Below are 14,225 nucleotides of genomic sequence, written 5' to 3' on the forward strand. Positions count from 1 at the left end.
ACGGTCAGTCGACAGTCGTCGGTCGCCGGTCGATAGCCGGTCGGCAGTCGCCCGCGGGTGCGCTCGGCTCAGTCCGGGTCGGGCTGCGACGGAGATAGGGGGAGTAAAGTCTGTGGCGAACGAAGCCGCGGTCATGACCCGCCGCTTCCGGACCCTCGCGGGCGTCACGACGGCGCTCACCTTCGTCCTCATCCTGCTCGGACTGCACACCGGGTCGACCGGTGGCGGACTCTCGTGTGGAACGCGCTGGCCGCTGTGCAACGGCTGGATGGGCCTGTTCCCGGCCAACTGGGCGAGCTTCTTCGAGTGGTTCCACCGCTTCGTCGCGATGATCGTCGGCTTCCTCCTGCTGGGCTGGCTCTACGGCGTCTGGCGCTGGCAGGACGACCGTCGCATCCGCTACGCGGTCACCGCCGCCATCGCGATCCTCCCGTTCCAGATCGTCCTCGGCGGGGTGACCACGACCGCCGGCGGCATGTTCCCCCACGGATTCAACCCCGTCATCATGATCGCCCACTTCACCACCGCGACCGTCATCTTCGCCCTGCTCGTCTACGCGGTGGCCCGGATGTTCGGCGCCCCCGGCTCGCACGCCGTCCGGTCGGTCGTCGGGCTCGCCGGCGGACTCGTCGCGCTCAACGCCGTCTTCGTGTTCGTCCCCGTGTTCGACCACCCGCCGACGAACCTGATCGCCTACTACGCCGCGTCGTTCGCCCTGCTGGCCGTCCTCGTCGCCCTCCTGACCTGGAGCGAGACCGCAGTCGAACCCGCGAACCTCCTGCGGTTCCGCGCCGTCACCGGCGTCGCCGCTGCGCTGCTCTACGTCGCCATGGTGTTGAGCAGGCAGAAGTGGGGGCTGCCCGACCTGTACGTGGAGACGGCGACGATCCTCCTCGCGGTCGCCGTCGCCGGACTCGCCGTCCTCGCGAACCGCGTCGTCGTCGACACCGGCGGTTTCGGCGCCCAGCGCGCGGACTGACGCCACACTGGTCACGACCGACGTATCTCACGCTCGCCGTCGACGCCAGCAGGCCACGACGAGTCCTGCGAGCGCCCCGAGGACTCCGAATCCGGGGCCCGTGTCCGCGACAGTGTCAGTCGGCGACGGGGGCGTGGCGACCGTCGCTGCAGGCGTCGGTGTCGATGTCGTTGTAGTCATCGGGGTCGGCGCGGTCGTTGTCTCAGCAGGCGTCGGCGACATCGTCGCAGCCTGGGTAGACGTGACCGTCTCCGTCGGCGTCGGCGTGGAGAGCGCCGGACGGACGGTGAACCGCTCGCGCAGGAGGACGCGGTCGCCGGCAGTGACCTCCAGCGTCGCAGCGGTGTCGGGTTCGACCCCGCTCGCGTCGAGCGTCGCCGTCGCCGAAGTGAAGACGGTGTCGTTAGACAGTTCGGCGCCGTAGGCGTCGTCCAAGGGACCGGGACCGAACTCATCGGTCGCCGCGGTCGTGTTCGACAGCGGCGGACCGCCGTCGGAGCGGTTCACGACCCTGACGGTCACGGGCGCACCCGCGTCGAGGGAGGTGTGTGCGACGAGTCGCTGGCCGGACTGTGCCTGCACCGTCCGGTTCCACCCGCTGGGCAACTCGAAGACCGTCCTCTCGTCGTCGTCGATGAGATCGATGACGGGTTTGGTCTGCCAACTTTCACCCTCTACTGCGAGGTCGAAGACACTCGCGTTACCGATGAATCGTGAGGACCGTCCGTCGATGGTCACGTTCAGTGCGAAGTTGTAACGTCCCGAGGGCGCCCACGGGTCGTCGTCTGTGTCCCAGACAATCTCCCTCCCGCCTTCGAAGTTGACCCACCCGTGAAGAAGGCTCGTCGGGTCCACGACGACGTAGTAGGTATCGGCGTCCCGGTCGCTGTAGACGGTCGTCGAACTGGTCCGATTGAAGCGGAACACCCTTGGGAGCGTATGCAGTGACAGACTAGAACTAGTCATGGACTCCAGCCTGAAGGCGTCGTCCGCGCCGTAGACCACGTCGAAGAAGCGCATCGTCTCGTTGGTTCCGCTGGCGTTCGCGAGGCGGTCGGCCATGCCCGGCATCCGTAACTCCAGTACGAGCGTCCCGTTCACCGGCACCCGTCGGTCCCGGTGGAGCCTCCCGTCGGCCATGGCCCGCTCGACGTCCGCACGCGAGGAGAACGCCTCGTGCAGCGGCCGCTCGTCACTCAGATCCGGATACGGCGACGGGTCGCTGCTCCAGACCCGCAGGTCCGTCACCGTCACGTCCGTCGATGCTGTTCCGACACTGGACTTGTCGGTTGACGGCGAGGACAGACCGCCGGTCGCGGCCACGGGACCGACTACGAGCGTCAGTACGACGCAGACGGTGATCGTGTCGGTGAATTTTCTCTTGGAGGGCACTACCTGCGGTGTCGATGGGCCGCGGTAAATCCCTTCTGTCCGTCCAGTCCGCCTCGGGACGGACTCCCGACCTCGGGGATGTCCAGATACAGTTTCGCGGACTCCGGCGCGCGGCCGCGTCGACCCCATCCCAAGACACATACTGGCAGCGTTCCAACACGACACCGATGGTCCCCGACATCGTCAACCTCGCCCTCGTCGTCGCGTACGTCCTCCTCCTCGGCGTCGTTGCCGTGCGGTATCGGCGCGGGGCTATCGACCGGACCCGGCTGACGATGTACCTCGGCCTCTGTCTCACGTGGCTCGCCTACGGCCTTCTCCAGATCACACAGGAGGGCATCGTCGAGACCGGGACACCGCTGAACTACGCGCTCGACGGTCTCGCACTCGTCTGTCTGGTCGCCGGGTTGTTCCTCATGTATCGCTGGTGGCGCGAGCGAGGCCGGACGGAAAAGCGAGTCTCCGACGGTGAGTCGACGGACCGAGCTACATGAAGTCCGTCAGGCCGGACTGCCCGTCGTCGTCCTCGGGCTCCGCCCCGTCGTCTGTGTCACCGTTCTCGGCGTCCCCGTCGCTCGCCTCGGCCGCACCGTCGCCCCCACCGAGCGACGCTTGCGCGGCCTCGCTCTCGTCGTCGTCCGCTTCCTCGCTCCCCGTGTCCGGGGACTCCCCGTCACCCGCGTGAGCGTTCTCGAACGCGCCGCCGGCATTCTCGACGGCCCGCTCCTCACGGAGCCGTTCGGCGTCTTCGACGATCGACTGCACCTTATTCGTGTCTTCGCCGCTCCCGGTGATGAAGGAGACGTGCTTGGCTTCGAGTTCGTACTTCGCGGCCATCGCGACGGTCAGCTCACGGTTCTTGCAGTGGTGGGTCATCACCGAGAGGTGCGGGAGGATCTCCCGGCGAGCGGTCGACATGCTGACGCCGCCGGCGTCGGCGATCTGCTGGGCGATGTAGTCGCGCGTGTTGCGAGTGCCCCGCGAGCGGCCGAGCTTCGACCAGTAACTCGGCGGGCCGTAGCGGGTCCACCCGCCCTTGGGTTCCCGGCGGGCGGCGGCGACCCCGGCGGTCATGTTGTCGCCCGCGTAGCGCCAGAACGAGTAGTTCTGGGTCGCGCGGACGCGGCCGAGCCACCGGTCGGCGTTCGACAGGAAGTCGTAGGCGACCGCGAGCTCCTCGCCCTCGTAGTCCTTGGGCATGTTGTCTTCGATCCAGTTGATGAGGTCGTCCGGCGTCTCGTCGACGTCGTAGGAGGCCTTCAGCGCCTCCTCGGCGCCGGCCTCCTTGATGACGGTGTCGAGGTAGTCGAAGACGCCCTTCGTCCGGTCGCGCTCGCCCGTGACCACGTCGTCCGCGCCGATGCGGTCCCGGCCCTCCGCCATCGCCTGGAGGTCCTTGATGGCGCCGCGGAGGTCGCCGCTGTTCATCTCCGCGATCTGGTCGAGCGCCGCGTCGTCGTACTCGATGTCCTCCTTCCGGCACAGGTCCCGGAGGACGGGGACGATCGAGCGCTTGGACACGTCGCGGAACTCGATCTCCCGGCAGGCGTTCCGCAGCCCGTTGGACATGTCGTAGAACTCGTTGGCGATGAGGATCATCGGCTGGCTGGCCTCCTTGACCAGCGAGGTGATCGCCGCCGTGCCGCCGCGGTCGACGTTTCCGTGGAGGTTGTCGGCCTCGTCGAGGATGACGACCCGACGACCCGCCTCGCCGGCCGTGAGCGTGCCCGACTTCGCCGCCTCGCCGGCGACCCGCTCGATGACGTCCTTCGTGCGCGAGTCCGAGGCGTTGAGCTCGATGGTCGGCCAGCCCATGTCGTTCGCGAGCGCGTGCGCCGCGGAGGTCTTGCCGATCCCCGGCGACCCGTGGAGCACGACCGCTTCCCGGTGGTCCTCCCAGGTGTCGGCCCACTCCTTCAGGGCGTCGCGGGCCTTGTCGTTCCCGCGGATCTCCGAGAGCGACGACGGCCGGTACTTCTCCGTCCAGTCCATTGGCAGAGTCCAGGCGTGTGAGGGGGTTAGTGGTTTCGGAGCGCCGCGGACCGCGACGCCGGCCCAGCGCACGTGGCCCGCGCGGCGGACACGCGCCCGCCGGCCGACCCGTTTTCCGGTCGAAGCCCCAACGGGCGGACATGGTCTCGCTCGCAGGCGCTCGGCAGTTCGGGACCCGAGTCTACGGCGACGTCTCCGACAAGAACGTGACGTTCATGGCGGCCGGGCTGGCGTACAACGCCTTCGTCTCGCTGGCGCCGCTGCTGCTCATCCTCTTCGTCGTGCTCAACGTCGTCGGCGGCGGACTCGAAGCGCGCGTGGTCGACGCGGCTCAGCAGTACCTGCCCGGCCCGATCGCCGAGGTGGTCAGCGGGCTGTTCTCCGGCGACGCGGGGTCCGGCGGGGCGTCCGTCATCGGCCTCGTCGTGCTGGTCTGGGGGGCGCTCAAGATCTTCCGGGGCCTCGACACCGCTTTCTCGGAGATCTACGAGACGACCGCCGAGAACTCCCTGGTCGACAAGCTCCGCGACGGTCTGGTCGTGCTCGGCGCGCTGGTCGTCGCCGTGCTGGCGACCGTCGGCGTCAGCGCGGCCGTCGCGCTGTTCGCGGACGCGATCCCGGTACTCAGCTACGTCTCGCCGCTCGTCCTCCTCGGCGGTCTCGTCCTGGCGTTCTTCCCGATGTACTACGTCTTCCCCGACGTGGACGCGGGGATCTGGGACGTGTTGCCCGGCGCGGTCTTCGCCGCGGTCGGGTGGGCCGCCTTCCAGGCGCTCTTCCAGGTGTACCTCTCGTTCAGCGACCCCGGGTCGAGCAGCTTCTTCGGCGGCGTCATCGTCGTCGTCACCTACCTCTACTTCTCGGCGCTGGTCCTCCTCGTCGGTGCGGTGATAAACGCCGTGACTGGCGAGCACTCCTCCGGCCGGCCCGGCGGCGTCGGCCGCGGCGCCGCGAAGGCCCGGACGAAGCGCGACCAGTCGCTCGACCGCGACCAGCTCGACGCCTACCTCCGCGGGCTGGACGAGCGACTGACCGCCCGGTACGACGCCCCCGACGACGGGGCCGACGCGGACCGGCCTCCGCGGCCCGACGGCCCGGTCCACCTCGTGGAGTCCGTCCGGGACGAGGCCGACGGCCAGCGGTGGACGGTCGAGCTCAGCTGGCGCGTCAGCGACGAGCGAGCGACCCGCGAGAGCCGGGAGGCCGCGTCGGCGTCGAGGCCGGCGGACGACTGAACCGCGGACTCAGGCCGACTCGTCGGTCTCGCTCGACGCCGCCCGCTCGTCGACGGCGATCCGGCCCAGGAGTTCCTGTTGGGGCGCCGGGCTGATCGTGATGCCGGCCTCCTCGAAGCGGTCCCGGACTGCTTGCGCGAACCTCGACCGCACGTCGGCCACCTCGGGCTGTCCGGTGGCCGCGAGCCAGAAGTGCGTCCGGAGGACGACCGCGTCGTCGGCGAGCTCGTCGACGAACGCGACGGGTTCGGGATCGGCCGACACCGCGTCGATGTCGCGGGCGGTCGCGACCAGGATCGCTTTCGCCTCGTCGACGTCGTCGGCGTAGTCGATGCCGACCCGTTCGACGACCCGGTAGCGACCTCTCCCGAACGGTCTGGTGATCGGCTGGCCCGTGAGGATCGTGTTGGGAACGGTCACGAGCGCGCCGTCGGGGCTCTCGACGCGGGTGACCCGGAGCGTGATCGCCTCGACGGTCCCCCGGCCGTCGTCCCACTCGATGTAGTTGCCGACGCTGAACTCCGGGTCGAACACGAGGACGAGGCCGCTGACGAGCGACCCGACGACGGTCTGGGCGGCGACGCCGACCGCGAGCGTCCCCGCGGCGACGACGATGGCGGAACTCGTGAGGACGTTCGCGAGGCCGGCCATCCCGGCCCCGACGACGATCGCGAGCAGGACGACGAAGACCCGCACGTACCGGGTGATCGCGTCGTGGATGGTCGGGTTGTTGCGGTTGCGGCGCCGGACCACGCGACTGACGGCCGGTTCGAGGAGGTACCAGCCGACGATCAGGACGAGGGCCGCCCCGAGCACGAACCACCCGATCCGGACGACCGTCGGCGCGAAGTCGAACAGTTCGTCCGGGCCGACGCCCGGCGTGGGCGTCGAAGTCCCCGTCTCGGTCTGTGCCGGTGGGAGGGCGACGCGCGCGAGCATGCCCAGACGCCCGACCGCACCGGACTAAGGTATGGGGCGAGTACCGCTCGATCGAGGCCGTTCCGCCGGGACCGCTACCCGGCCACTCCGCTCGATCCGGCGTCGCCGGCGCCGAGAACCCAGAAAGCATTTTCCGTCGGGCCGGGACCGACGGGCCATGGTAGACACGACAGCCGACGCGAAGGGCGTCGTCGGCAGGGGGCTGGCAGGGGGAATCGCCGCGTGGATCGTCGGGTACCTCGCGGTGTATCTCGTCCACGCGAGCGAGATCGAGAACTCCTTGAGTTCGAGCGTGCTGAACGCGCTGACCGACGAGAACGTCACCTGGAAGCTCGTCGGCTGGCTCTTCTACAACGCGCACAACGTGACCGTCAAGATCCCGGGGCTGCTGGGCGGCCAGACCGCCCAGAACTTCGTCGCCGGCGCGGAGGAGACGGCGCTGACGGCGTTCCTCGTCGTGCCGCCGCTCCTGCTCGTCGCCGCGGGGATCGCGGCGGTCTGGAACACCGCCGAGGAGCCGACGACCGCCGCCCGCAACGGTGCGGCCGTCACGCTGGGATACCTGCCGCTGTCGATCGCCGGCGCCGTCGTGTTCGCCGTCACCGTCGGCGACGCGACGGCCGGTCCGAACCTCGTCACTGCGGTCCTGCTGGCGGGGGCCGTCTACCCGCTGCTGTTCGGCGCGCTCGGCGGTCTCGCCGGCGGCCACCTGTCGGCCGAGTGAGGCGGGCGAGGCGGCCGTCGTGGGACGGTCCGACACGCTTTTGTCGCCACTCGTCCACCAACGGGCAAATGGGCCAGGGACAGCGGCGCGAGTTGGCCGAGAAGATCGCGGGCGAGATCGCCCTGAGCGACGACCCCGGCGGCACCCTCCGGAAGTGGCGCACGGACTTCGAGGTCGCCCAGACGGAACTCGCCGACGAACTGGGCGTCTCGCCGTCGGTCGTCTCCGACTACGAGAGCGGCCGCCGGGAGAGCCCGGGCATCGGCGTCGTCAAGCGCACCGTGGAGGCGCTACTGGAGATCGACGCGCGCCGCGGCGGGAGCCACATCCGCCAGCACGCCCGCGTGCTGTCGGCGGGGTTCGACGCCGACATCGTCCACGACCTCCGGGAGTACCCGACGGCCGTCCACGTCGACGACTTCTACGAGGCCATCGGCGCGACCGAGATCGTCGGCGGCGCCCAGGACAGCGTCGCCGGCCACACCGTCATCGACAGCATCCAGGCGATCTCCCGGCTCTCCTCCGAGGAGTTCTACCGCCTCTACGGCCAGTCGACCAACCGCGCGCTCGTGTTCACGAACGTCACCAGCGGCGAGGGCGCGATGGTCGCGCTTAGGGTCCTGAATCCGACGCCCAACGCCGTCGTCCTGCAGGGACTCGACGACGAGAGCGTCTGGGAGCACGCCGCCGAACTTGCCCGCATCGACGGCTACTCGCTGGCCGCCTGCCCGACCGATCTGGACGAGATGCTCGCTCGCATCCGCGACCTGCCGTAGCGTGCCAACGAGCCCCACACCAGAAGAACGCTGAAGGGTTCCCAGCGAGTGCTCGCGGATATGAGTGGTCCGCTGTTCATGGAGGCCGAGACGGTTTCGTTCCACCCGGTCGAGGAGGACGATCTGGAGTTCCTCCAGACGATTATCAACCACCCCGAGGTCCGCGAGGGGATCGCGTCGACGCGACCGATCAACATGGACGGCGAGCGCGAGTGGTTCGAGTCGCTCGGCGATGACGGCGTCCAGTTCCTGCTCCGGGTCGACGGCGAGCGGGTCGGCACGATCAGCTTCCGCGAGGTCAACGGAGAGTGGGGCACGGCGGAACTCGCCTACTTCTTCCACCCCGACCACTGGGGCAACGGCTACGCGACCCAGGCCGTCCGGCGGATGGTCGAGTACGGCTTCGCCGAGCGCCGCTTCGAGAAGATCTGGGCGCGCGTCTTCGCGTTCAACGAGGCGTCGATGCGCGTCCTGGAGAAGGCCGGATTCGAGCACGAGGGCACGCTGCGGGGCCAGGCGTTCGCCCGCGGCGGCCGCGTCGACATGGAACGCTACGGAATTCTCGCCTCGGAGTGGTGACAGACTGACAACGGTGAGCGCGTCATACAACCCACGTTCACATCATTCCTCGATATGGAGACGATGCGCTTGACCTGGGATAGAGTGGCAAACGCGTTGAAGAGACGATCCAACAGGAGGTTGTCGCCACGGTTCAGGATGAATTGGTTTCGGAGGCGTGACCGGTTCGCGCTGTGTATGCAGATCTACTTTCTAGATAGTCTGGGACCGTTTTGAATGAAGACGTGGTATTGACACGATCAGCACAGTTTCTGACAGTACCGATTTTTGAGATATTCGGACATCGGTCCTTCTTTGAAGGTGACCAAGTTATTTGTCATTCAGGACACCAGTTCGAGTCATGTCTTCGCACGGGTGGAAAGCGCTTTCCCGGGTCCGGCTCGCACTCCCGGACAACTGGACCACATTTCATGGGATCATCGCGGGAAGCTCCGCCTCCCTCTTCGGGTACGTCCTCACCTACGCGTTGGAGGGGCGGCGAGTCTCGTCTCCGGGCCGGCCACTCCTCGAGTTCTTCGCCTTCGGTATCGATGCTGGCACAGAACTAAACGTTGGGCCAGCAGGACCGCTTCCCGAGGCACACCAGTTCGCCGCCTGGCAGTACCTGACCATTCACGGCGCGGACTTCGAGCGGTACGTCTTAACACCGTACTCGAATCCAGATCCGTGGACACTCGCACCCCCCGAGACGCCACTGCTCGTGTTCGTTCCCGCAGTACTGCTACTCGCGGGCGGTTGGGTCGTGGCCCACCGATGTGGGGCCCAGGACCCATGGACGGCGGCGAAACGCGGTAGCGCAGTCTCATTCGGCTATCCCCCGCTGGTCGTGCTTCTCGCCCTCGGATCTCGTTGGGCAGCCCCCGAGAGCGTGGCGATGGAGTACTTCGGTGTGACGGAGTCCGGTCCACACCCGGTCGGAACGATCGGCGTTGGCGCGCTCCCCGCCGCACTCATCGCTGGTCTCATCTACCCCATCGCGTTCGGTTCGGTCGGCGGCTATCTCGCCTTCCTGTGGTCCCGCCGATCGTGGCCGACCGATAGCATCGCTCGTGGCGTCGTCACTGGCGCGCTCACGTTTCTGATCGGATGGGGACTCACTGTCGGTCGGTCGTTTGCGCGCGCAGGACGGGATGACCAGTGGCGAGCATATCTGGTCCAAGCCGGCCCTGGTGGGGAAGCGTCAGTCGCGTTCGATCCTGGTGCGTTTCGGATGGGAACTTGGCAGTTCCACCGGCGTCACGGAGGGGGCGTCGAATTCAAGTACGTCGAGTCTGTCACTGACGGAATCGACGCTCTCAGTCTCCCAAGTCTGATGTCGGGGCCGAGTGGGTTCGACCTGTTGTTCGTCCCTGTGGCAGTACTCCTCGCAGTAGCGGGGGCGGTAGTCGCTTGTCGGGCCGCGAAACAGGACCTCCGGAGCGCGGTCGTTCAAGGTGCGACAGTGGCTCTCGGATATCTTCCCCTCTCGCTGGTGACGGCGCTCGTGGTCACGGAAACGACCACGGGGTCGATTCGAGCGGTCGTGGGTGTCGATTTCGTGGACGCCTTCCTCCTGACCGGACTTGCGTTCCCGGTAGCGTTCGGCGCGATCGGTGGTGTCATAGCACAGCGGATAACGGCGAGACAGTAAGTAGCGTTCTGTAGATTTCAACGCCCAGCAATTCCTCCGGTTACCGCCATTCAAGTTCCTTCCACGATTCCTCGAGCGGAACCAACTATTACGCGTGCACGCACACCGACTGGAGGATCTACAACCCGAGTTCCCGACCGAGGACGAGCCGCTGGATCTCGCTGGTCCCCTCCCCGATCTCCATGAGCTTCGCGTCGCGGAAGAACCGCTGGGGCGCGAAGTCCGTCGTGTAGCCGTAGCCGCCGAGCACCTGCACGGCGTCCTCGGCGACTTCGCGTGAGACCTCCGAGGCGTCGAGCTTCGCCATCGAGGACAGGCGTGTCACGTCCTCGCCCTCGTCGTACATGACGGCGGCCTTGTGCGTGAGCAGTCGCGCCCGCTCGATCTTGCGGTCCATCTCGACGAGCATGTCGCGGACCGCGTCGAACTTCCCGATGGGCTGGCCGAACTGCTCGCGCTCCTTCGCGTACTCCAGCGCCGCCTCGAAGGCGCCCTGCGCGAGGCCGACCGATAGCGCCGCGATGGAGATCCGGCCGCCGTCGAGGGTCTTCTTCGTCTGGTCCCAGCCGTCGCCGGGGTCGCCGAGGATGCGGTCCTCGGGGATCCGGACGTCCGAGAGCGTGATCTCGCAGGTCGGCGAGGCGTTCAGGCCCATCTTGTCCCACACCGCGGAGATCTCGAACCCGTCGTCCTCCGGGTCCACGATGAACGTGGAGATGCCGTCGTAGCCCGCGCCGGGTTCGGTGACCGCCTTGACGAGCACCGACCCCGCCACGTTCGCGTTGGTGATGAACTGCTTCGTCCCGTTGAGGACCCACTCGTCGCCCTCTTTCTCCGCGGCTGCGCCGCTCCGTTCCGAGGCGCTTCGCGCCTCGCTCTTCTCTGCGGTCGTGTCCATGTCGGAGGCGTCCGACCCCGACCCGGGTTCGGTGAGCGCCCACGACCCGAGGTACTCGCCGGTCGCCAGCGGTTCGAGCCACTCCTCCTTCTGCTCGTCGGTACCGAACAGCTCGATGGGTTTGCTCGCCAGCGAGACGTGCGCCGCGTAGGAGAGGCCGATGGAGCCGGACACCCGTCCCAGCTCTTCCGTGACGAGCGCGTACATCAACTGGTCCCCGCCGAGGCCGCCGTACTCCTCGGAGATCGGGACCCCCATCACGTCCAGCTTCGCGAGTTCGTCGAACACCTCCTCCGGGAAGCGGTGTTCGTCCTCGATCTCCTGGGCGATGGGCTCGATCTCCTCGTCACAGAAGTCGCGCACCGTCTCCCGGATCATCCGGTGCTCGTCGGGGAGGGTGAAGTCCATACGCAAATATTGCCGGCGCTCGGAATAAAGGCTGTGTCGGCGGGACCGGCGGGGCCGCCGATCGGGTCATCGCGCCCGGCGAGCGCGGAGCGGGGACAGAACCACTAAACCCGTGGGGCGCGACTCGGTTGACGGATGGCGTTCAGGCGATTCCTCCGGGGGACGGTCCCCTGGCCGACGCTCGAAGGGGCGATCCGGGAGGTGATGGACCGCTACGACCTGGAGACGGCGAGAGTCGTCTTCCTCGACGCGGACAACTGGCTGTCGACGCCCTGCGTCGTCAACGACCGGTTGTTCGTCAAGGTCGTCACCGAGCAGAACTCGCTGGTCCACGCGCTGCTGACCGCCGGACGAAACCTCGGTGCGTTCTCCTCGGGGACGGAGGGCTTCTTCGAGCGCTTCGACGCGCCCATCGAGATGGCCGAGCACGAACTGGAGGCCAACGAGCGGATGCGCGAGATCGGCGTCAACGCCCCCGAGCCCAAGGAGGCCTTCGAGTTCGACGACGTGGCGGTGATGGTTCTCGAGTACCTCCCCGACTTCCGCTCGCTCGACGAGCTACCGCCCGACGAGGTCCGCGGGCACGCGGTCGAACTCTTCGAGGCCCTCGACCGGATGCACGACAACAACCTCGCCCACGGCGACCTCCAGCGCGAGAACGTCCTCGTCTCCGGGGGCGACCTGTACTTCATCGACGCGACGAAGGTCCGCGGCGACGCGATCGAGGACGCTCGCGCCTACGACACGGCCTGCGCGCTCGGCGCCCTCGAACCGCTGATCGGCGCGCGCGACGCCGTCGCCGCCGCCCTCGAAGTTCACGACCCCGACGCCCTGCTGGAGGCCAGGGACTTCCTCGACTTCGTCAACATCCGGCCGGAACACGACTTCGACGGCGCCGCCGTCAAGGGCGAGATCGAGAAACACGCCGCCTGAACCGATCGGAATCACCGGTCACGCCGCCTTCCGCACCCGGGCGACCACGTAGATCCCGGTCAGGACGACGGCGCCGCCGGCGACCGTCCACGGTCCCGGCACTTCCGCGAGCAACACGAGCGCCAGCAGCGTGCTCCCGACCGGTTCGCCGAGCAGCGACACGCTCACGACCGAGGACTCGACGTGTTCGAGCGCCCAGTTGATGACGGTGTGGCCGAACACGCCCGGGCCGACAGCCATCGCGAGGAACAGCACCCACTCGATCGGCTCGTAGCCGAGGAGGCTGCTGCCCTGCACGAGCACGATGGCTCCGAGGACCGCGGCACAGGCCGAGTAGACGACGGCGACGTAGGGGACCAGCGCGACCCGGGCGCGCAGCGACCGCCCGGCCAGCACGTAGGCGGCCATCATCACCGCACCGACGAGCGCGAGGGCGTTGCCAGCGAGCGGGCGCGGGCCGACGACCGCCCCGCCGAGCAGTTCCCCCAGCGACATGACCACCGCGCCGGCGAGCGCGATCACGATGCCGGCCAGTTTCGCGAGGGTGAGCCGCTCGCCGAGGTACAGCGCCGCGCCGACGGCGACGAACAGCGTCTGTGACTGGACCAGCGTCACCGAGGCCGCGACGCTCGTCCACCGTACCGACTGGAACCACGCGGCGAAGTGGAGCGCGAGCGCGACGCCGGTGACCGCCGCCGCGAGCGCGTCTCGGCGCCCGAGCGACCGCAGGTCCTCGCCGTGCCGGGAGAACGCGAGCGGCGCGAGCAGTCCGACGGTGAAGAGCACGCGGTAGAAGGCCGCGACCGACGGCGGCGCCCCGCTCCAGCGGACGAGGATGGCGCTCGTCGAGACTGCGAGGATCGCGACGACGAGCGCCGCCATCGGCGACACCCGCGCTTCGAGGCGGCGCGAGAGCGTCTCGCCGGCCATTGGTCCCTCCTTGCGAGAGACGCGCCTTTCGTCTTCCGGTGTCCGGGGTCGCGGGGGCACTCACTCCTCGTAGGCGTGGCCGTCGCTGAGCGGCGGCGCGCCGATCCCGATGACGCGGACGGGTTCGTCCGCGTCGGCGGCGTTGTGCGCGCGGTGGGGACTTCCGGGCTCGGCGACGAAGAACTGGCCGGCCGCGACGGTGTACAACTCCGCTGGCGTCTCGACGCTGAGTTCCCCGGATATCACGTAGAACGCCTCTTCCTGTTCGGCGTGATAGTGCAGCCCCGAGAGGGGGATCTCCTCGCCCGGCGCGACGGCGTAGGTGCGCAGGCCCATCCGGTCCATGTCTGCGGCCTCGCTGACGTAGCGCATCTCGGACGGTCGGTCGGGTTCCGGTTCCAGCTCAGCGGGGTCGACGACGTGATAGCCCATACCCATCAACCGGATGTCCAGAACGTAAATATTCTCTCGCATCGGCGCGACGTAACCCGTTCGTACCCGCGTCGGGACGAAGGCAACCTGTCCGTTCCGCAGATCGACCGAACGAGCGCGAGCGATCGGACGGCCGCAAAATCTCGGGACGGCGTCGACAAATATCGTCTTTCGAGCCGTAAGCGCGGCCAACGCGTCCGGCTCGCGGCGCCTGTCGTTCTGGCATTTTCAGACTGGATATCGATGCTCGCTCGATGCGCCGTAACCACAACCGATCGACCTACCGGCTGAACGCTTGACCAGCATTACTCTTTCTGGTAGATCAATAACAATACCGCGACTGTTCGTTGTTCCGTTGCCATGTCACACCAACCAAGA

14 protein-coding genes are annotated in these 14,225 nt (G+C 67.9%); 8 read left to right on the forward strand and 6 right to left on the reverse strand.

Features of this window, described 5'->3' with window-relative positions:
* The first annotated feature begins 112 nt into the window (after positions 1-112).
* On the forward strand, positions 113-979 hold the full coding sequence (locus PSC72_RS06690; protein WP_274325113.1) for a COX15/CtaA family protein: 867 nt from the start codon (positions 113-115) through the stop codon (positions 977-979).
* A 27-nt stretch (positions 980-1,006) separates the two neighbouring features.
* Here the strand turns inward: PSC72_RS06690 and PSC72_RS06695 are convergent, their stop codons facing one another.
* Positions 1,007-2,371, reverse strand: a complete 1,365-nt coding sequence (locus PSC72_RS06695; protein WP_274325114.1) for a hypothetical protein — start codon at positions 2,369-2,371, stop codon at positions 1,007-1,009.
* Positions 2,372-2,538: 167 nt separating this feature from the next.
* On the opposite strand from PSC72_RS06695, the gene PSC72_RS06700 reads away from it, so the two are divergent.
* Positions 2,539-2,865 carry a hypothetical protein gene (locus PSC72_RS06700; protein ID WP_274325115.1) on the forward strand — a complete coding sequence of 109 codons (327 nt, stop codon included), beginning with the start codon at positions 2,539-2,541 and terminating at the stop codon, positions 2,863-2,865.
* Here the strand turns inward: PSC72_RS06700 and PSC72_RS06705 are convergent.
* Positions 2,858-4,363 carry a replication factor C large subunit gene (locus PSC72_RS06705; protein WP_274325116.1) on the reverse strand — a complete coding sequence of 502 codons (1,506 nt, stop codon included), beginning with the start codon at positions 4,361-4,363 and terminating at the stop codon, positions 2,858-2,860. The two genes, PSC72_RS06700 and PSC72_RS06705, sit on opposite strands and share 8 nt — an antisense overlap.
* A 140-nt stretch (positions 4,364-4,503) precedes the next feature.
* Here PSC72_RS06705 and PSC72_RS06710 point away from each other — a divergent pair, with 140 nt between their 5' ends.
* Positions 4,504-5,598: a YihY/virulence factor BrkB family protein gene (locus PSC72_RS06710; protein WP_274325117.1), complete on the forward strand. Its 1,095-nt coding sequence runs from the start codon at positions 4,504-4,506 to the stop codon at positions 5,596-5,598.
* 9 nt (positions 5,599-5,607) lie between these two features.
* On the opposite strand, the gene PSC72_RS06715 is transcribed toward PSC72_RS06710, so the two are convergent.
* Positions 5,608-6,537, reverse strand: coding sequence for a mechanosensitive ion channel family protein (locus tag PSC72_RS06715; RefSeq protein ID WP_274325118.1), 930 nt, complete (start codon positions 6,535-6,537; stop codon positions 5,608-5,610).
* 157 nt (positions 6,538-6,694) lie between these two features.
* Here PSC72_RS06715 and PSC72_RS06720 point away from each other — a divergent pair, with 157 nt between their 5' ends.
* The 4 genes from PSC72_RS06720 (at position 6,695) to PSC72_RS06735 (ending at position 10,246) form a co-directional block, all read left to right on the forward strand.
* Positions 6,695-7,261, forward strand: coding sequence for a hypothetical protein (locus PSC72_RS06720; RefSeq protein ID WP_274325119.1), 567 nt, complete (start codon positions 6,695-6,697; stop codon positions 7,259-7,261).
* A 68-nt stretch (positions 7,262-7,329) separates the two neighbouring features.
* Positions 7,330-8,037: a helix-turn-helix domain-containing protein gene (locus PSC72_RS06725; protein WP_274325120.1), complete on the forward strand. Its 708-nt coding sequence runs from the start codon at positions 7,330-7,332 to the stop codon at positions 8,035-8,037.
* A gap of 60 nt (positions 8,038-8,097) precedes the next feature.
* Entirely contained in the window at positions 8,098-8,616 is a 519-nt protein-coding gene (locus PSC72_RS06730) for a GNAT family N-acetyltransferase (protein ID WP_274325121.1), read from the forward strand.
* A 340-nt stretch (positions 8,617-8,956) separates the two neighbouring features.
* On the forward strand, positions 8,957-10,246 hold the full coding sequence (locus PSC72_RS06735) for a hypothetical protein (protein ID WP_274325122.1): 1,290 nt from the start codon (positions 8,957-8,959) through the stop codon (positions 10,244-10,246).
* Between the two features lie 118 nt (positions 10,247-10,364).
* Here the strand turns inward: PSC72_RS06735 and PSC72_RS06740 are convergent, their stop codons facing one another.
* Complete coding sequence (locus PSC72_RS06740) at positions 10,365-11,552, reverse strand: acyl-CoA dehydrogenase family protein (RefSeq protein WP_274325123.1); 1,188 nt, start codon at positions 11,550-11,552, stop codon at positions 10,365-10,367.
* A 135-nt stretch (positions 11,553-11,687) separates the two neighbouring features.
* On the opposite strand from PSC72_RS06740, the gene PSC72_RS06745 reads away from it, so the two are divergent.
* Positions 11,688-12,485: an RIO1 family regulatory kinase/ATPase domain-containing protein gene (locus PSC72_RS06745; RefSeq protein WP_274325124.1), complete on the forward strand. Its 798-nt coding sequence runs from the start codon at positions 11,688-11,690 to the stop codon at positions 12,483-12,485.
* Positions 12,486-12,503: 18 nt separating this feature from the next.
* Here PSC72_RS06745 and PSC72_RS06750 read toward each other — a convergent pair whose 3' ends face one another.
* A complete protein-coding gene (locus PSC72_RS06750; RefSeq protein ID WP_274325125.1) occupies positions 12,504-13,415 on the reverse strand; it encodes a DMT family transporter in 912 nt (303 codons plus the stop codon).
* A gap of 60 nt (positions 13,416-13,475) precedes the next feature.
* Positions 13,476-13,847, reverse strand: a complete 372-nt coding sequence (locus PSC72_RS06755; protein ID WP_274325126.1) for a cupin domain-containing protein — start codon at positions 13,845-13,847, stop codon at positions 13,476-13,478.
* Positions 13,848-14,225: the final 378 nt, after the last annotated feature.

This window comes from Halosimplex aquaticum (genome assembly GCF_028747785.1).
GTDB classification, from domain to species: domain Archaea; phylum Halobacteriota; class Halobacteria; order Halobacteriales; family Haloarculaceae; genus Halosimplex; species Halosimplex aquaticum.